Source organism: Tenacibaculum aquaeponti (assembly GCF_052084715.1).
Classification (GTDB): domain Bacteria; phylum Bacteroidota; class Bacteroidia; order Flavobacteriales; family Flavobacteriaceae; genus Polaribacter.
The window spans coordinates 2,986,542-3,005,983 of record NZ_CP197288.1; the positions used below are offsets into that span (position 1 = coordinate 2,986,542).

A 19,442-nucleotide genomic window follows, 5' to 3' on the forward strand; every position below is an offset into this window, starting at 1 on the left:
TAAAATATTTTAAACAGCCTTTTTTATAGGTTAAAAGTTTTTTTTAATCTAATTGAATGAAATCAATTTGACTAGCTTTAACTTTTTGATTTAGATCTTTCACTTTGTTATTGAAAATATCGTATAACTTATTTAATTCTATGTCTATTTGCTTAGTGATTTCATTTTTAAATGCTACAGCTTGATCTGTGGGTTTATAATCACCAATACGAGATAAAGAATTTAAATGTCCTAATTTGTTGTTTAACTTAATAGGAAAGTTTAAAGGATCTTGATTACTCTTGCTTTTTGTTTGATATAAGTTGTTTTCAACAACAGTCATATCTTTTACCAATTGATTCGCAAAATCTAATAAGTCTTTATGTTTCTTTTTATCTTTAATAGATTTCTTTAAAGTATTTACTTGAGCTCTAATTTTCTTCACATTCTTTAATGCTTTATGAATTTCAGTCATTTTAGAATTGATACTATTAATAAAATCAAATTGCGCTTTTAAGTCAGCTGGAGTTGATTCAGAGTTTGGCTTATTTTTAATAGTAAAGTTTTCAGATTTAACTTTTCCATTTACCGTTAAATCAACTCTATATTCACCAGGTAAAGCCATTGGTCCACTTAAAGAAGCCCACCATAAAATCATGCCTTTCACTCGGTCTGCTCCAGTATACATCATATCCCAGTAAAATACATTATCACCTTGTTTTACTTTTAATTTTCCTTCTTTTTGTTTTTTGTCAGGATGGGTACTAAATACACGAATCAAATTTTTAGAACTATCATAAAACTTAAGAGAAACAGTATCTTTTTTGGTGTAATTTTTAACATAAAAGTTCACAGGAATACCTCCATGATAGTTAGTTCCATTTCTTCTAGATTTAGCTCCGTTTCCACCACCCATTCTATAACTTTCTTTTGGTTTATAAACAAAGAAATCTTGGTTTGTAAGTTTGCTGTTTAATTGATGTAGTGGGGTTAAATCATCAATAATCCATAAAGAACGACCTTGAGTAGCTGCAATTAAGTTATTTTCCTTAATAGCTAAATCTGTAATAGGAACTAAAGGTAAATTCAATTGGAATTTTTGCCAGTTTTTACCATCGTTAAAAGAAATATACATTCCTCTTTCTGTACCAGCATATAATAATCCTTTTCTTTTAGGATCAGCACGTAAAGCCCTTGTGAAATCCTCATTACCAATTCCAGAAGTTATTTTTCTCCAAGACTTTCCGTAGTCTTCCGTTTTATAAATATAAGGTTGATAATCTCCTGTTTTATATTTTGTTCCTACAATATATGCACCACCTTTTGTATAAGGATCAATTTCAATACAATTAATCATCATCCATTCTGGCATTTTTTTAGGAGTAATGTTTGTCCAATTTTTTCCGCCATCTTTAGTAATATGAACTAAACCATCATCTGAACCAGTATAAATAACTCCATCTTCACCAGGAACTTCAGCAACTGCGAAAATAGTTCCATAGTATTCAACACCAGTGTTGTCTTTAGTAATTGGTCCTCCTGAAGGTCCTAAAGTTTTAGGATCATTTCTTGTTAAATCTGGACTAATAATATCCCATGACTGCCCTTCATTCGTAGTTGCATGCAAATGATTTGAAGCAGCGTATAATTTCTTTTTGTTGTTAGGAGAAAATAATACAGGGAAATTCCATTGGAAACGATATTTGAAATCTTCTGCTCCATGTCCCATAGGATCATCTGGCCAAACATTAATTGCTCTAAATGCACCAGTTTTATGATCAACACGTGTTAATAATCCACCATAACTTCCACCATAAGCGATATCATTATTTAAAGGATCTACAGCGATGTGAGCACTTTCTCCACCTGCAGTAGATTCCCAATCTTGTGAAGTAATATATCTTCCTTCTGTTCTATGCGCAATTCTAATAGTAGAATTATCTTGTTGAGCTACATAAATTCTATATGGAAAATGATTGTCTGTAGTAACGCGATAAAATTGAGAAGTAGGCTGGTTTAAATAAGTAGACCAGTTTTCACCAGCGTCAAAAGATATTTGTCCTCCTCCGTCATCAGCAATAATCATACGCTGATTATCTTCCGGCGCAATCCATAAATCATGATGGTCTCCATGTGGAGCGTTGTATGTTTTGTAGGTTTTTCCACCATCAGTAGATTTATGATAACGTACATTCATAACATATACAATGTCTTCATCTTTTGTGTCTGCATAAATTCTTGTGTAATACCAAGCTCTTTGACGAAGTTTACGCTCGCTATTAATTAATCGCCAAGTTTTTCCACCATTTAAAGATTTGTACACACCACCTTTTTCATTTTCTATAAGTGCGTAAACAATTTCAGAGTTTACAGGAGAAACAGCTAAACCAGAAATTCCCCAAATACCTTTCGGTAATCCAGAGTTTTTAGAAATGTTTGTCCATGTTTCACCTTCATCGGTACTTTTCCAAATTCCAGAACCTTCACCGCCACTAGATAAACTATAAGGAGTTCTTCTTACATTCCAAGTAGAAGCATATAAAGTTCTAGGATTATTTGGATCGATAACTAAATCTACTGCTCCAGCATCTGCATTGCTGTATAAAACTTTTTTCCAAGTTTTTCCTCCATCGGTAGATTTGTAAACACCTCTTTCTGTGGTAGACTTATATAAATCTCCTAAAACGGCAGCATAAACAATATCTGGGTTTTTAGGATGAATACGCATTCTAGGAATATGTCTAGAATTTGGTAGTCCCATATGTTTCCATGTTTTACCAGCATCTTCAGATTTCCAAACACCGTCACCAGAAGAAACATTACCACGAACAGTTTTTTCTCCCATTCCAACATAAATAATGTTATTGTCCCATTCGCTAACAGCTATAGAACCTACAGAACCACCAAAAAATCCATCAGAAATATTCTGCCAAGTATTTCCAGCATCAATCGTTTTCCATATACCACCACCAGTAGTTCCCATGTAGAATAAATTCGGTTTTTTTGGAACTCCAGTTACAGCACAACTTCTCCCTCCACGGTGTGGACCAATGTTTCTCCAATCGATTGCGTTAAAATATTCTTCAGAAAATTGGCTATTGTTATTTTGAGCATTAACTTTGATACTCAAGAAAAGGAGCAGTATTACTCCTCCAAAAAGTAGTTTTTTCATTTGATTTAGTTGATTAAGAAGCTAAATATAAAATTTTGTTAATGGACTTATTGTTAAAGATTCCTAAAAATCAATTATTTAAAAATAGTATAGTGATCTCAGGTTCTAAAAGTGAATCGAATAGATTGTTAATTCTTCAGCAGTTATTCCCAGAATTGGTTATTGAAAACCTTTCTAGTTCGGATGACTCTGTACATATGCAAAATGCCTTAAATAGTAATGAAGAAGTTGCAGATATAGGACACGCAGGAACAACAATGCGATTTTTAACAGCACTTTTTGCCTCGCAAGAAGGAACTACAAAAGTTTTACAGGGATCTGAAAGAATGCATAACAGACCAATTAAAATTTTAGTAGATGCGTTACAAGATTTAGGAGCAGATATTACCTATTTAGAAAAAGAAGGATATCCTCCGCTAAAAATAAAAGGGAAAGCTTTTACAAAAGATCATGTTGCTATTGCAGGAAATGTGAGTAGTCAATATATTTCAGCTTTACTGTTAATTGCACCAAGTTTACCTAATGGATTAAAGTTAGAATTAACTGGAGAAATTACATCTATTCCTTATATCAAAATGACTTTAAGCTTATTGAATCAGCTTGGAATTGAAACAAAGTTTGAAGGAAATACAATAGAAGTTTTCAATAAAAAAAGTGTTTCCTCAAAAAATATTATTGTTGAGGCAGATTGGAGTTCGGCTTCGTATTACTATTCTTTGGTTGCTTTAAGTGAAGTAGGTACAGAAATTACGTTGTCTTCATACAAAAAAGAAAGTTTGCAAGGAGATAGTTGTTTGGCTTCAATTTATGAACATTTTGGAGTAACTACCGAATTCAATAATCATACAATTACGCTAAAGAAAGAAAGATTAGGAAGTAAAGATAAATTAGTATTAGATTTAGTAAAAGCACCAGATATTGCTCAAACTATTACTGTTACTTGTTTTGCTTTAAAAGTTCCTTGTGATTTAAAAGGATTGCACACCTTAAAAATAAAAGAAACAGATCGTTTAGAAGCGTTAAAAGAAGAAATTACTAAATTAGGAGGTGATATTTCTGTAACGAATGAAGAGTTATTTTTAAATACTTCAAATTCAATACAAGAAAATGTAACTATAAAGACGTATCACGATCATAGAATGGCAATGGCTTTTGCTCCATTAGCCTTAAAAGTTCCAATAAAAATAGCAGATGCTACCGTTGTAACAAAGTCATACCAAGATTTTTGGTCTGATTTTGAAAAGGTTGGAATTGAACAAGAAGTCTTAAAATAAAAGATGAAACGCTTGACAAGCCCTATGTTGAAATCGTATATTTGCCGCCATTAATAAATAACTATAATGAAATTATCTCAATTTAACTTTGATTTACCTAGTGAATTATTAGCAGAATATCCTTCTGAGCACAGAGACGAAGCTCGTTTGATGGTATTAAATCGTAAAGAGCAAACTATTGAACATAAGTTGTTTAAAGATTTAATTAATTACTTTGATGAAGGAGATGTAATGATGTTGAATAACACCAAAGTATTTCCTGCTCGTATGTACGGTAATAAAGAAAAAACTGGAGCAAGAATCGAGGTTTTTTTATTAAGAGAGTTAAATGCAGAGCATAGATTATGGGATGTTTTAGTTGATCCAGCTCGTAAAATTCGTATCGGAAATAAATTGTTTTTCGGTGATGATGAAAGTTTAGTAGCAGAGGTAATCGATAATACAACTTCTAGAGGTAGAACATTACGTTTCTTGTTTGATGGTTCTTACGATGAGTTTAGAAGAAAGCTTATCGAATTAGGTCAAACACCATTACCAAAATATATTAAGAGAGATGTAGAGCCAGAAGATGAAGAGCGTTATCAAACTATTTTCGCAAAGCATGAAGGAGCTGTAGCTGCACCAACTGCTGGACTTCATTTTTCTAAACACTTAATGAAGCGTTTAGAAATTAAAGGTGTTGATTTTGCAGAAATGACTTTACACGTTGGTTTAGGTACTTTTAATCCAGTAGAGGTAGAAGATCTGTCAAAGCATAAAATGGATTCTGAACAAATAATTATTCCACAGGAATCTTGTGATACTGTAAATAAAGCTTTAGATCAAAAAAGAAGAGTATGTGCTGTTGGTACAACCGTAATGAGAACAGTAGAATCTTCTGTTTCTGCTAGCAAAAGATTAAATGCTTATGAAGGGTGGACGAATAAATTTATTTTTCCTCCATATGATTTCAGTATAGCAAACTGTATGGTTACTAATTTTCATACACCAAAATCTACATTATTAATGATGATAGCTGCTTTTGCTGGGCATGATTTTGTAATGGAAGCATATCATGAAGCAATAAAAGAAAAATATAAATTTTACTCGTACGGAGATGCGATGTTAATTATATAAAAAGTAAAGAAAGTATTGTTCGTTCTTTTGTGAAAAAACAGCTCATTAATTGAAATGAGCTGTTTTTTTATTTTAGGTGTTTAATTATTTTTAAACTTTTAGGATGAGTTGTTGAATAAAAATAATCAATTAAATTTCCTTGTTCATCAACTAAATACTTTTGAAAATTCCATCGAACTTTTGAGTTTTTTTTTCCGTTTAAATTTTTAGATGTAAGCCAGTTGTATAAAGGATGTTGTTGACTACCTTTTACTTTTATTTTCTCTGTTAACGGAAAAGTAACACCAAAATTGATATCACAGAATTCTTGAATTTGCGTTTCGTTTCCTGGTTCTTGACTTCCAAATTGATTGCAAGGTAAACCAATTACAGTAAGTTGATCTTTATAGGTTTCACTTAATTCTTGTAATTCTTTATACTGTTTTGTAAATCCACATTTTGAAGCAACATTTACAAATAATATTTTCTTTCCTTTAAACTCTGAAAGTGAAATAGGTTGATTACGAATATCGTTAATCTGAATATCATAAATAGATTGTTTTTTTACTTCAGAAGCAGATGAAAATAATTTTGCCTTGTTTAAGATTTTCATATTCAGATGTTTTAAAGTTGTTGTTAATACTTTTGAAATATAAATTTAATTGTTTTTTGTGTTATGAAAATATTTTGAATTGTTATTTCAACTATTTTGAAATATTCTAAGTATTAGTTTTTCTAAAGATTTTGGCTTTAGAATCAATACTGTATTTTTGCAGAGATGAAATCACAGAAAAAAGACATTAGGGCGCTTACGAAAGAACAACTTAGAAATTTCTTTGTTGAAAATGGAGATAAAGCTTTTAGAGGAAATCAAGTATACGAATGGTTGTGGAATAAAGCTGCACATTCTTTCGATGATATGACCAACCTTTCTAAAGCTACACGAGAAATGTTAGATACAAATTTCGTGATTAATCATATCGAAGTCGATACTATGCAACGTAGTAACGATGGTACCATTAAAAACGCGATTAAACTTCACGATGGTTTAATTGTAGAATCTGTTTTAATTCCAACAGAAAAAAGAACCACAGCTTGTGTTTCTAGTCAGGTTGGTTGTAGTTTAGATTGTAAATTTTGTGCAACAGCTCGTTTAAAACGTATGCGTAATTTAAATGCAGATGAAATTTACGATCAGGTGGTAGCAATCGATCAACAAAGTAGATTGTATCATAATCATAAATTAACAAATATTGTTTTTATGGGAATGGGAGAGCCGCTGATGAATTATAATAACGTAATCAAAGCAATAGATAAAATTACATCTCCTGAAGGTTTAGGAATGTCTGCAAAACGTATTACTTTATCAACTTCTGGTGTACCAAAAATGATTAAAAAAATGGCTGATGATGAGGTAAAGTTTAATTTAGCAGTTTCGTTACATTCAGCTATTGATGAAGTTCGAACGTCAATAATGCCATTTAATTCTACATTTCCATTAGAAGATTTAAGAGAAGCATTAGAATATTGGTATGAGAAAACAAACAGAAAAATAACCTATGAATATGTTGTTTGGCAAGGGATTAATGATAGAAAAGAAGATATTGATGCTTTAGTGAAGTTCTGTAAATATGTGCCTGCAAAAGTGAATCTGATTGAATATAATCCAATTGACGATGGTGAATTTCAACAAGCTTCTCAAAATGCATTAAACAATTATATTTCAAATTTAGAGATGCATGATATTGTTGTAAATGTTCGAAGATCTAGAGGAAAAGATATAGACGCAGCATGCGGACAATTAGCCAATAAATCGTAAATGAATCTTTCTAAAACATTATTTGGGCAAACTATTCAGTCTATTGGATGGTTAATTTTTATCATCTTTTTAGGACTGTTTTTGGATAGTAAATATTTTGAAGAAGAAATATATCATAAAGGTCAATTGCTAAATACAATTTTAGTAATTGGAGTTTATATTTATCTTTTTAAAACAGGAACATCAAGGGTAAGAGAACAATTAGTTTACGCTTTTATAATTGGAGTAATTGGAGAATATATCTTTTCAATTGGTCTAGGAATGTATACTTATAGACATCATAATATACCACATTATATTCCTTTTGGGCATGCTGTTGTGTTTTTAGGCGTATATTTCTTTTCTAGAAAATCTAAAGTAAAAGAGTTTAGAAAACAAATAGAGTTATTCTTTACAATTAGTATTGTAGCTTATGCATTTATATTCTTATTGTTTAAAAATGATGTTTTTGGTTTTGTGTTAACAGGTTTAGTTTTTTATTCGTTAAGAAAGTATCCAAAGGAAAGATTATTCTATTTAGCAATGTATTTTATTGTTGGAATTATTGAGATTGTAGGAACATCTTTAGATTGTTGGTTTTGGCCCTCTAAAGCTTTTGATTTTTTCGAATTTTTACCGAGTGCAAATCCTCCTTCTGGAATTTGTTTCTTTTATTACGGATTAGATAGAGGAACACTTTCAATATATAAAAGAAGAAATAAACAAGTCTGGACTAGGTTTAAAACTATTCGAAACTTAACTCAATAAATATTTGTACTTTTAATAGATTTTAAAAATCTATTATGAAAAGTAAAAGCGTATTATTCTTACTGTTATTCAGTATTGTAAAATTAAGTGCTCAAAATAAAAATATTGATAGTGTTTACGTGAAATATTTTCAATATGAAAGAGAAATTCCTTATTTACATTTAAATAAAATAAGTTTTGCCGTTGGTGAAGAGGTTTGGTTTAAAGCTTATGTTTTAAATACAAATACACAAAAACTACATCCGTATACTACAAATTTACATTGCACAATTTATGATGATCAAGGTGTTTTTAAAAAAACAGATTTGATTTATATAAAAGATGGTGTGGGTAATGGGAGCTTTAAAATTGACTCTACATTTACAGGAAAAAGTTACTATATAAAAGCCTCTACAAACTACATGAAAAATTTTGAGGAAAATCAATCTTTTGTTCAAAAAATAACTATTGTAGATGGTAAAGAAGAAACCGTAAAACCTGTAAATAAAGAAAAGGAATATGATTTACAGATTTTACCTGAAGGTGGACATTTACTAGCAAATACAACAAATTCTTTAGGGATTATTTTAAAAGATGCTACAGGGAATCCGATAGGTTTTAAAAAAGGAGAACTTGTCGATCAATTTGGAAAAGTGATTAAAGAGTTTGTTTTAAACCAGTTTGGAATGGTTAAAGTATCTGTTTTTATTTCACAAAAGGATCAGTTAAAAGTTCGAGTTAAAAGAAGTGAAAGTCAAATAATAGAAACTTTTTTGCCTCCAAAAGAATTACAAGGAGTCTCTTTAGCTTTTGAAAACATTAGTAGTAATATGGTTAAGGTTATTGTGAAAACAAATCCGGAAACAATTAAAAACCTACAAGGAAAGAAATATTATGTCTTGATTCATAATACAAACGCTTTTCTAAAAAGGGAAATAGAGTTTAAACCTGAACTGTTAACCTATTCTTTATACTTAAATAAAAAACTATTTAAAGCAGGAACAAATATTGTTACCTTATTTACAGATGCAGATAAACCTATTGGTGAACGAGTTTTTTTTAACTATCAAAAATCATTATTTGATGCAGTTGAAGTAGAGTTTAAACAAAAAAAAGACAGTGTTTCTTTAATCATAGGCAAAGAAGAATTATCAAATGAATATCGATTAAGTGTATCGATTTTACCTGCTCAAACAAAAGCTTATAAGCCTTCACAAAATATTTATTCTAAATTTCTTATTCAACCCTATATTAAAGGGAATATAAATGATGGGGCTTATTTTTTTAAGGATATAACTAGAAAAAAACTATGGGAGTTAGACTTGTTATTATTAACTCAAGGATGGTCTAAGTACAATTGGTATGATGTATTTAATAATCCACCAATTGAACGGTTTCCTTTTGAAACTGGAATACATGTAAAAGGTACTTTAAATGTTTCGGGATTAGGAAAATCAGTAGATGTTTATATTAGAAGTGATCAAAATAAGTTGTTTGTAAATGAAAAGACTGTTAATAATAAATTTGAATTTAAAAATTTAAAGCTGAAAAATAATTCTTCAATTTTCATCTCATATACAAATAAAAAAGGGGAGTTTATATCTCCAAATCTTTATGTTAGTTCATATCCAGATTTCGATAAATCGAATATCAAATTACCCCTTAAAAAAGAACAAGAAGTAGGGAGAACCAAGGAAGTTCAAAAAATATTTTTAACTGAAACAGAGGAAGTTTTAGATGAGGTAGAAGTGAAGGGGAAAATTAAGTTTAATCACACGCCTTTAATAGGAGATAGAACACGAGGATATAAGGTTAGTGAAGATTATTCGGTTCATCAAAATTTATTAAGTTTTCTTAGAAATCAAGGATTAGAAGTTCGTTCAACTCTTGAAACGTTAGAAATTAGAAGGATCAGACAGAGTGCATTTAATTTTCGACCAAACCAGAGAGAAATACTTGTTTCTAAGACAAGAGTTTTTTTAGATAATCAAGAAATAACAAGAGATAATCATCGATTATTGAATTTAAAATTCACAAAATTAGGGGAGTATGAAGAGATTTTTATTACAGATGTTTTCGATCTTCAAATTTACTTATACAGTAAAGATAAAGCTGAGTTTATAGATAATTCAAACGGCTTTTATGAATATAAAATACCTTTAGGATTTCATGTTTCAAAAGAATATTATCACCCCAAATATTTATCAACAACAAGTGACACCTTTAAAAGCTATGGAGCTATTTATTGGGAACCTAATGTTAACTTAGATGAGAATAATAAAAAACAAATATTTACTTTTCCTAGTTTAAAACAAAATGAGATTACAGTATTCCTAGAAGGTATAACTAAAGAAGGAAAACTAATAGCTATAGAAAAGCTTATAAAAATTCAAAAATATTAGAAGAATAGTTGTGTTTGTATAGTAGTCAGTGTGTTAGTTTGTTTTTTGTATCTTTAGATAGACCAAAAATTCTAATATGAAAATTAAAAAATTGTTGCTGCTATTTATTAGCTCTGTTTACACATTGTTAGCTCAGGATAAGGTTCTTGATAGTGCTTATGTTAAGTACTTTGGATATGAGAGAGAAATCCCCTATTTACATTTAAATAAAACAACTTTTGTGCAAGGAGAAGAAATATGGTTTAAAGCTTATGTATTAAACACAAATACACAAAAATTGCATCAATCTACATCTAATTTATATTGCTCTATTTACGATGATAAAGGAGTTTTTAAAAAAACAAAACTCATTTATTTAAATGACGGGGTAGGTAATGGTAGCTTTAAAGTAGATTCAACTTTTGCGGGGAAGAATTTTTACATAAAAGCTTCAACAAATTATATGCAGAATTTTCAGGAGAATCAGTCTTTTATTCAGAAAATAAAAATTATAAATAAGGAACAAACAAAAGAATCTACTATTACTAATCAAACAAAATATGATTTGCAAGTTTTACCTGAAGGAGGACATTTACTTGCCAATTCAACAAATAGTGTAGGGATTATTTTAAAAGATCAACACGGAAATATCCCTGAGGTTGAAAAAGGACAAATTATTGATAGTAAAAATGAAGTGATAAAAGACTTTACTTTAAATCGATTCGGAATGGTTAAAATTCCTGTTTATATTAATTTAGAGGAAGATTATAAAGCAGAAATAAAACTTAGAAATGGAGAAAAAATAACAACTAAATTTCCAGTAAAAAACAATAGAGGAGTTTCTTTGGCTTTCGAGAATATTAGTAGTAATATGACTAAAGTGATTGTTTCAACAAATAAGGAAACAATAGATGAATTAGTAGATAGAAAATATTATGTTTTAATTCATAACACGAATTCATTTCTAAGAAGAGATATAGAATTTAAAGAGAATTTATTAACCTATTCTCTATTTATAAGTAAAAAACTTTTCAAGCCAGGAACAAATATTGTTACTTTATTTACAGATGATGATCAGCCTATTGCAGAACGTTTATTTTTTAATTATCAAAAGTCATTATTTGATAATGTGATAATCAATCTTAATGAAGGAAAAGATAGTGTGTCATTAAATGTTAAGAGTACAAATAATTTAGGAGAATATAAATTAAGTGCATCTGTTTTACCATATGATACTAAGGCATATAAACCTTATCAAAATATTTATTCTAAATTTCTTTTAGCACCTTATATTAAAGGGAGCATTAAAAATGGAGATTATTTCTTTACAGATATAAATAGAAAAAAATTATGGGAGTTAGATTTATTGCTTCTAACTCAAGGATGGTCTAAATACAGTTGGTATAATATTTTTAATAATCCACCTACAGAAAGGTTCGATTTTGAAAGAGGAATTAAAGTAAAAGGAACTTTTAATATGACTGGCTTAGGTAATGATGTAGATGTATTTATTAGAAGTGGACAAAACAAGTTGTTTACGAGTAGAAAATTGAAAGGAAATAAATTTGAGTTTAATAACTTATTTATTAAAGATAACTCTAAAGTATATATATCATATTCAGATAAAAAAGGGAAGTTTAAGATGCCGAATTTATATGTTCAGCCGTCTCAAATAATAAATAAAGGAAAAATTAAAATTCCAGAACAACAAGATCAAATAGAAAAGCGAGACGAAGGCCAAGATTTAGCAGCTCTTTTAACAGAAACAGAAGAAGTATTGAATGAAATTGAAATTAAAGGCAAATTAAAATTTAATCATACTCCATTAATAGGTGATAGAGCTAGAGGTTATAAAGTAAGTGAAGATTATTCTAAACATCAAGCTTTGTTTAGTTTTTTAAGATCTGTTGGTCTTGATATTTTAACAAACCCAGAAACAGTTCGAATAAGAAGATCTAGACAAAGAGCATTTAGTTTAAGAAATAATCCTGCTGATGAAGGCATTGTTGCACGATCTGGAGCTAGTGATTTTGGAGTGAATATGACTAAAGAAAGAGCTTTTGATTCAACTGCAGATCAAAGAGAGATTTTAGAATCAAAAACTAGAGTGTTTTTAGATAATCAAGATATTACTTTAGATCCTAAAAGACTTTTAAATCTTAGGCATACAAAGTTAGGTGAGTATGATGAAATCTTTATTACAGACGTTTTTGATTTACGCATTTACTTATACACTAAAGACAGGGTTAAAACTGAAAACTATGTTAATGCTTTTTATGAATACAAAGTTCCAATAGGTTTTCATGTTCAAAAAGAATATTATCAACCAAAATATTTAAATACTAATAGTGATAGTTTTAAGAGGTTCGGAGCAGTACATTGGGAACCTAATATTTATTTAGATGAAAATAAAAAAGAACATTCAATTACTTTTCCAAAGCTAAAACAAGAATCTGTTCGAGTATTTATAGAAGGAATTTCAAAAGATGGGAAATTGATTTCAATGGAAAAAGTGTTTAAAATTAATTATAAAAACAATTAATTTTTTTTGCTTAAGGTCGCTTTTTGAAATACATTTATTGGGTAACCAAAAACTTTTGGAATTTCCTTAGATGTTCCGCCAGTAATTGTTTTACTCTCTAGGCGAGAAAATAAAATTTCAAATTCTACCTGATTTAAATTAAAAGCTAATCGTGTACTTAAAATATTTCCTTGTACTTCAAAAATGCTATGAAGCACATTTTTATGAAAAGATGCAGGGAGAATGATACCATTATTTTCATCAATTTGATAAATTCCTTTTTCTACATCAACTATTTTTAAAAAATAATTACGAGGTGATTTGTTGTAAACAATAGTGTAGTTATAAGTGGAATCTTTTTCGGCTTTAGTGAGATGAAATTCCATTGGGATTTTTTGTGTCCCTTTTTTAGAGAATATCTCAAGTGTACCACTGTATTTACCTAAAAATGAATTAGGAAAAGTCTCTTTTTTCTTTTGTGATATAGCCAAAATAGAAGAGAGAAATATTAAAATAGAAATGACTCTTTTCATTAATTAAACTTTATAATCAAATATAAGCATCTTAATTTATTTCTTTATTTTTGACGAGTATAAGGAAGGCTTAATGAAACCTGTTGAACAAATCAAAATTCCAATAGCAAAGGAGATGGAACTATTTGAATCTAAGTTTAAAGATTCAATGCTTTCTAAAGTTCCATTATTAAATAGAATTACATATTACATCGTAAGAAGAAAAGGGAAACAAATGCGTCCGATGTTTGTTTTTTTAGTTGCAAAAATGGTTTCTAATGGAGGCTTCGATGAAAGAACATATAGAGGAGCTTCCATTGTAGAGCTTATTCATACGGCAACATTAGTTCATGATGATGTTGTAGATGATAGTAATAGAAGAAGAGGTTTCTTTTCTATAAATGCGCTTTGGAAAAATAAAATTGCAGTACTTGTTGGTGATTTTTTATTGTCAAAAGGCTTGTTATTATCTATTGATAATGAAGATTTCGATCTATTAAAACTCATTTCAATAGCAGTTAGAGAAATGAGTGAAGGAGAATTACTTCAAATTGAAAAGGCAAGAAAATTAGATATCACTGAAGATGTATATTTTGAAATTATTCGCCAAAAAACAGCAACTTTAATTGCAGCATGTTGTGGAATTGGTGCAGCATCTGTAGGTTGTAGTAACGAAGTTGTTCAACAAATGAGAAAATTTGGAGAATATATAGGAATAGCTTTTCAAATTAAAGATGATTTATTTGATTATACTGAAGAAAAAATAGGAAAACCTACAGGTATAGACATTAAAGAGCAAAAAATGACTTTACCTCTAATTTATACATTGAACAATTGTAGTGAGAAGGATAGAAAATGGTTAATTAACTCTGTGAAAAAACATAATAAAAATAAAAAAAGAGTTAAAGAAGTTATAACATTTGTAAAAGAAAATGGAGGTATAGATTATACTATAAATAAAATGCATGATTATAAAAACAAAGCATTAAAAATTTTAGAAAATTATCCAGACTCAGAATACAAAGAATCGTTATTAATGATGATTGATTATGTTGTTGAAAGAAAGATTTAATCTTAAACTTCCAATAATAACCACTTACCGATTAAATCATACTATTCAACATTATTTAGTTACCAAAATGTTAATGTTGTAAGATTATTATTAGAACTTTTATATTTTTGTATAGCATAATGAAAATAGTATTTTCTAAAATATCATCAACCTTATTAGCACTATTAGTGTTGTTCTCTACATTTTCTTTTACTGTAGAAAAACACTATTGTGGTGAGTTTTTAGTTAGTATATCTTATTTTGGAAATTCAGTAAATTGTGGAGACGAAGAAGGAGAAGAAGATTGTGATGACCCACAAGTAATAAAGAAAAAAAAATGTTGTAAAGATGAAATTCAACAAATTCAGGGTCAAGATGATTTAAAAAATTCTTTCGAGAAATTTGATATCCAAAAGCAACAGTTTGTTGTAGCATTTCTCTCTTCATATTATAATTTGTTTGCAGATTTTAACAAACAAATTAATTTAAATGAATTCTATACACCGCCAAATCTAAATCTAGATTTACAAGTTTTATATGAGGTATATATAATATGATTTATGAATCTTTTTTAATGACTTTAAGTCAATAGATAAGAAGAAGTAAAACATATAAATTATATACAAAAATCATGAATTTTAAAATGTTGATTTGTGTGCTTATATTAATAAGTTCACAAGTCTCTGCACAGCAAACATTTAAAGGTATGATTATGGATAAAAATAATCCAAAAGATAACCTAGGAGTGTTTGGAGCCAATGTGCATTGGTTAAATACAAAAATTGGAACCACTACAAATGAAAAAGGATGGTTCGAAATACCTTATAAAAAAGAATATAAAAAGTTAATTGTAAGTTTTGTAGGATATAAAACAGATACGCTAACAATCAATACTACAAAGCCAATTCATCATTTTCTAACAGAACAAACTACATTAGATGAAGTTTCTATTTCTGTAAAAAAACAAGCGACTGCTAAATCGTTTTTACAAACAGAAAATGTATTTACTGTAAATAGCGAAGAATTGTTAAAAGCGGCCTGTTGTAATTTGGCAGAGAGCTTTGAAACAAATCCATCTATAGATGTGAATTTTTCAGACGCATTAACTGGAACTCGACAAATTCAAATGTTAGGACTTAATAGTCCTTATTTATTAATTGCTCAAGAGAATATTCCGATGGTAAGAGGAGCATCTCAAGTTTATGGATTAACATTTACTCCTGGTACTTGGGTAGAAAGTATTCAAATTACAAAAGGAGCAGGTAGTGTTGTAAACGGTTTTGAAAGTATATCAGGTCAAATTAATGCAGAGTTAGTAAAGCCATCAACAGATAAAAAAATATTTGTTAATGGATATGGTAATTTAAATGGAAGATTAGAATTAAATACGCATTTTAATCAAAAAGTTAGTGATAAATGGCAAACAGGTTTGTACTTACATGGTAATTTAAGATCTCAAAAGTTTGATAATAATAATGATAACTTTATAGATGCACCATTAGCAGAACAAATTAATGTAATGAATCGTTGGCAGTATGTAAATAATGAAACTGGATGGGTGAGTTTTTTGAATTTTAGATATTTAAATGATAGAAAACAAACTGGTGAACTTAATTTTAATCCTGATATAGATAAGAAAACAACAAATGCTTGGGGAAGTGAAATTAAAACATCTCGATTTGATTTTTCTGGTAAATTAGGCTATGTTTTTCCAGAACTCCCGTATCAAAATATGGGATTACAATTAGCGTATAGTAATCACGATCAAGAATCATATTTTGGTTTAAGAGATTATAATATTGAACATCAAAGTGTGTATTCAAATTTCATTTTCAATTCTATAATTGGAGATACAAGACATAAATTTAAAACAGGCTTAAGTTTTACTTATGATGATTATAAAGAGCTGGTTGAAGTAAGAGATTTTAGTAGAGATGAGAATTCATTAGGAGCTTTTTTCGAATACGCTTATGATAATACAGAAGATTTTAGTTTAACAGCAGGTTTAAGGGTTGATTTTCACAATTTATTAGGAACATTTTTAACACCTCGCTTGCATTTGCGTTATGTACCGTGGGAGAAAGGTGTGCTAAGAGGTTCAATAGGGAGAGGAAAAAGAAGTGCTAATATTTTTGCTGAAAACCAACAACTATTCGCTTCTTCTAGGCAAATAAATATTAATAGTATAGGAGGTAATATTTATGGTTTAAACCCTGAGATTGCTTGGAATTATGGAGTTTCTTTTTTACAAGGATTTAAATTATTGGGGAAAAGAGGCGATGTGACTTTTGATTATTATATTACTGATTTTGAAAATCAAGCGGTTGTAGACTGGGAAAATCCAAGAGAGATTTCATTCTATAATTTAGAAGGAAAAAGTATTGCTAATAGTTTTCAAGTAGAAGTTAATTATAATTTAATGAAGCATTTTAACTTAAGAACAGCTTACAAGTTTTTTGATGTGTCTACAGATTATATTTCAGGCAATTTAACAAAGCCTTTACAAGCTAAGCATCGTTTTTTTGCAAATATATCATATGAAACACATAAGAAAACTAATGGAGCACAATGGAAATTTGATGTAACTTATAATTCTATAGGTAAACAAAGATTACCAAATACTAACATTAACCCTGTTCAAGATCGTTTACCTAGTTATTCTAATGGATTTAATTTATTAAACACTCAAATAACAAAGGTGTTTTCTAAAAAAATAGAAATGTATATAGGAGGAGAGAATATTACAAATGTGAAACAAAGGAATCCGATCTTAGGTAGTGATAATCCTTTTGGAGCTAATTTTGATAGTACAATAGTGTATGCACCTATTTTTGGTAGTGCTTATTACGCTGGATTTAGATTTAAAATAGATTAAAATAATAAAAATAAAAAAAATGAAAAAAATTATATCATTATTATGTTTACTAGTTGTAGTAACAACTTATAGTCAACAAAAAAAGAAAAAAAATGCAAAGTTATCTTTTGAAGTAGATGGTGTTTGCGTGATGTGTAAAAAACGTATAGAAAAAGCTGCTTTAAATACAAAAGGAGTGAAATTTGCCAATTGGAATGTAGATACACATCAGTTAATGGTAATTATCGATGAACGAAAAACAGACAAGAAAAAAGTTTGTCAGAGTGTAGCTAACGTAGGTCACGATAGTAAAGAAATTAAAGCCACTCAAGAAGTTTATGATAATTTACACGGATGTTGTAAGTATCGAGATGAAGAAGTAAAAGAAGATCATAAAAAGAAGCAAAAATCATAAATAAAGAAAACTCAGGAATTATTCCTGAGTTTTTTGTTTTTCTAATAGTTTTTTGAATATTAATATGTGTAAAAATATTATAGTAGCTGGTGCAAAAGCAGGAATCCAACTAAAAGGAAAAACACCTAATTCTAAAATGCCATTTTCATTATTTTTTAAAGCTATTTTTGTTAAATAGATAGCTATTGATATAACTAAGGTAATATCAATAAAACTAATTATATTCCATATCCAAGCAAGTGTTTTAGCAAAACTTAATTTTCTTTTTATAGCGTATATAACAGGAACTGCTAAAACTGCTGTAAGAATATCTCCAATTCCTCCAACTTGAGCAAAAAAATCAGGTAATGATCCATAATAATTAATTATAAAAAAGAAAACACCTACTAGTCTAAATATATGTATAAAGACTAATTGTTCGGTTTTTACATGTTTAAAAACGATTTGGAACCATTTTTTTTTGGAAACATATAATAAATAAAAAAGAAATAAAGGCAGTGTAGTAATTATAATAATTCTAGGAGGGAAAGTGTTTACTGAAAATACTCCTAACAAAGAAATAATAGCTACAACAATAAAAAAAAACCAATAAAATACTAAAATGTTTTTTTTAATTTCTTTACTATTTAATCCCCCTGATAATTTTATAGCTGTTTTTGCAGTATTAGCAATCATTAACGGTGGAATAATAAAAAAAATAATTGTAAATAAAGCAGATAACCAAATAGGAATAGAAGAGATAGATAAATCCATAATAACTTATTTTTTATACAAAGTAAGTTTAGATTAATAACAAAAAAGTTGCTGTATGACAACTTTTGAGAATCAGGTAAAAAATTAAGTAATTTTCTTTCTTATTCTGCTTAAAGAAAATTTAGTGATACCTAAATAAGATGCAATTATTTTTAAAGGGATTTTTTGAATAATTTCAGGATGTGATTTTAGTAAATTTTCATAGCGTTGTTGAGCAGAATATTTATGGAAAGAAATCATGTGCTTATGCATTTTTACATAATTTAAAGTTAATAACATACGTCCCCATTCTCTAAACTCTGAAATATTATGAAAACAAAATTGAACATTTTTATGGTTAATGCTCCAAACATTACAATCAGTTAGAGCTTCATAATTTTCTTCACTTGGTTCTTGCTTAAAGAAAGATAAATAATCATTTAAAAAATCTGGAGCAGAATAGAATCTTGTAGTAACTTCATTTCCATTTAAATCAAAAATAAAGCAGCGAATAATACCGATTTGGAGAAAATAAGATTTTTTACTTGTTTTCCCTTCTTTAATTATTAATTCACCTTTTTTAATTGTTTCTTGTTTAAAGAAAGAAGCTATTTCATCTGCATCTTTATCAGGCATTGGCTTCAACTTTTTAAGATAATCCTGTAATAACATAAATGTTAAATTTTATTGGTTGATAGCACTATAAATTTACTAATAAATATAAACAAGATGTGATACTAAAAGTGTGTTTGTTTTTTAAACAAACGTTTTAAAAACTTTTGTTATTTTAAGGGTGTATTTCTATATAATAAGGCTCCTTGTGGATAGCAATTAAAAAGATTTTAATATGAAATAGAGTTGTTAGGTTTTTCTGAATCTTTCATAAATAAGTCAAATTTGTGTCAACTTAT

General features: G+C 28.7%; 15 protein-coding genes. 10 read left to right on the top strand and 5 right to left on the bottom strand.

Annotation, left to right across the window (positions count from 1 at the left end):
* Positions 1-43 precede the first annotated feature (43 nt).
* Positions 44-3,151: a VPS10 domain-containing protein gene (locus ACSIGC_RS13565; protein ID WP_442265347.1), complete on the bottom strand. Its 3,108-nt coding sequence runs from the start codon at positions 3,149-3,151 to the stop codon at positions 44-46.
* A 41-nt stretch (positions 3,152-3,192) separates the two neighbouring features.
* Here ACSIGC_RS13565 and ACSIGC_RS13570 point away from each other — a divergent pair, with 41 nt between their 5' ends.
* Both ACSIGC_RS13570 and queA read left to right on the top strand, forming a co-directional pair.
* On the top strand, positions 3,193-4,425 hold the full coding sequence (locus ACSIGC_RS13570; RefSeq protein ID WP_442265348.1) for a 3-phosphoshikimate 1-carboxyvinyltransferase: 1,233 nt from the start codon (positions 3,193-3,195) through the stop codon (positions 4,423-4,425).
* A gap of 66 nt (positions 4,426-4,491) precedes the next feature.
* Positions 4,492-5,541, top strand: a complete 1,050-nt coding sequence (queA, locus tag ACSIGC_RS13575; RefSeq protein WP_442265349.1) for a tRNA preQ1(34) S-adenosylmethionine ribosyltransferase-isomerase QueA — start codon at positions 4,492-4,494, stop codon at positions 5,539-5,541.
* 67 nt (positions 5,542-5,608) lie between these two features.
* Here queA and ACSIGC_RS13580 read toward each other — a convergent pair whose 3' ends face one another.
* The gene (locus tag ACSIGC_RS13580; protein ID WP_442265350.1) at positions 5,609-6,133 is read right to left on the bottom strand and encodes a glutathione peroxidase; all 525 of its coding nucleotides are present in this window, start codon (positions 6,131-6,133) and stop codon (positions 5,609-5,611) included.
* A 165-nt stretch (positions 6,134-6,298) separates the two neighbouring features.
* Here ACSIGC_RS13580 and rlmN point away from each other — a divergent pair, with 165 nt between their 5' ends.
* The 4 genes from rlmN to ACSIGC_RS13600 all read left to right on the top strand — a co-directional run bounded on the left by rlmN (position 6,299) and on the right by ACSIGC_RS13600 (position 12,988).
* The gene (gene rlmN / locus ACSIGC_RS13585) at positions 6,299-7,339 is read left to right on the top strand and encodes a 23S rRNA (adenine(2503)-C(2))-methyltransferase RlmN (RefSeq protein ID WP_442265351.1); all 1,041 of its coding nucleotides are present in this window, start codon (positions 6,299-6,301) and stop codon (positions 7,337-7,339) included.
* Positions 7,340-8,086 carry a hypothetical protein gene (locus tag ACSIGC_RS13590; protein ID WP_442265352.1) on the top strand — a complete coding sequence of 249 codons (747 nt, stop codon included), beginning with the start codon at positions 7,340-7,342 and terminating at the stop codon, positions 8,084-8,086.
* Positions 8,087-8,121: 35 nt separating this feature from the next.
* A complete protein-coding gene (locus ACSIGC_RS13595; protein ID WP_442265353.1) occupies positions 8,122-10,467 on the top strand; it encodes a hypothetical protein in 2,346 nt (781 codons plus the stop codon).
* 76 nt (positions 10,468-10,543) lie between these two features.
* Positions 10,544-12,988: a hypothetical protein gene (locus ACSIGC_RS13600; protein ID WP_442265354.1), complete on the top strand. Its 2,445-nt coding sequence runs from the start codon at positions 10,544-10,546 to the stop codon at positions 12,986-12,988.
* Here the strand turns inward: ACSIGC_RS13600 and ACSIGC_RS13605 are convergent.
* Complete coding sequence (locus tag ACSIGC_RS13605; protein WP_442265355.1) at positions 12,985-13,500, bottom strand: hypothetical protein; 516 nt, start codon at positions 13,498-13,500, stop codon at positions 12,985-12,987. The two genes, ACSIGC_RS13600 and ACSIGC_RS13605, sit on opposite strands and share 4 nt — an antisense overlap.
* Before the next feature lie 73 nt (positions 13,501-13,573).
* Here ACSIGC_RS13605 and ACSIGC_RS13610 point away from each other — a divergent pair, with 73 nt between their 5' ends.
* The 4 genes from ACSIGC_RS13610 (at position 13,574) to ACSIGC_RS13625 (ending at position 17,799) form a co-directional block, all read left to right on the top strand.
* Entirely contained in the window at positions 13,574-14,551 is a 978-nt protein-coding gene (locus ACSIGC_RS13610) for a polyprenyl synthetase family protein (protein WP_442265356.1), read from the top strand.
* A gap of 119 nt (positions 14,552-14,670) precedes the next feature.
* Positions 14,671-15,087 (top strand): HYC_CC_PP family protein, encoded by a 417-nt coding sequence (locus tag ACSIGC_RS13615; protein WP_442265357.1) that lies wholly within the window; start codon positions 14,671-14,673, stop codon positions 15,085-15,087.
* Between the two features lie 86 nt (positions 15,088-15,173).
* Positions 15,174-17,405 (top strand): TonB-dependent receptor, encoded by a 2,232-nt coding sequence (locus tag ACSIGC_RS13620; RefSeq protein ID WP_442267768.1) that lies wholly within the window; start codon positions 15,174-15,176, stop codon positions 17,403-17,405.
* A 19-nt stretch (positions 17,406-17,424) separates the two neighbouring features.
* The gene (locus ACSIGC_RS13625; RefSeq protein WP_442265358.1) at positions 17,425-17,799 is read left to right on the top strand and encodes a heavy-metal-associated domain-containing protein; all 375 of its coding nucleotides are present in this window, start codon (positions 17,425-17,427) and stop codon (positions 17,797-17,799) included.
* A gap of 18 nt (positions 17,800-17,817) precedes the next feature.
* On the opposite strand, the gene ACSIGC_RS13630 is transcribed toward ACSIGC_RS13625, so the two are convergent.
* The gene (locus ACSIGC_RS13630; RefSeq protein ID WP_442265359.1) at positions 17,818-18,552 is read right to left on the bottom strand and encodes a hypothetical protein; all 735 of its coding nucleotides are present in this window, start codon (positions 18,550-18,552) and stop codon (positions 17,818-17,820) included.
* An 84-nt stretch (positions 18,553-18,636) separates the two neighbouring features.
* The gene (locus tag ACSIGC_RS13635) at positions 18,637-19,203 is read right to left on the bottom strand and encodes a Crp/Fnr family transcriptional regulator (RefSeq protein ID WP_442265360.1); all 567 of its coding nucleotides are present in this window, start codon (positions 19,201-19,203) and stop codon (positions 18,637-18,639) included.
* Positions 19,204-19,442 lie beyond the last annotated feature (239 nt).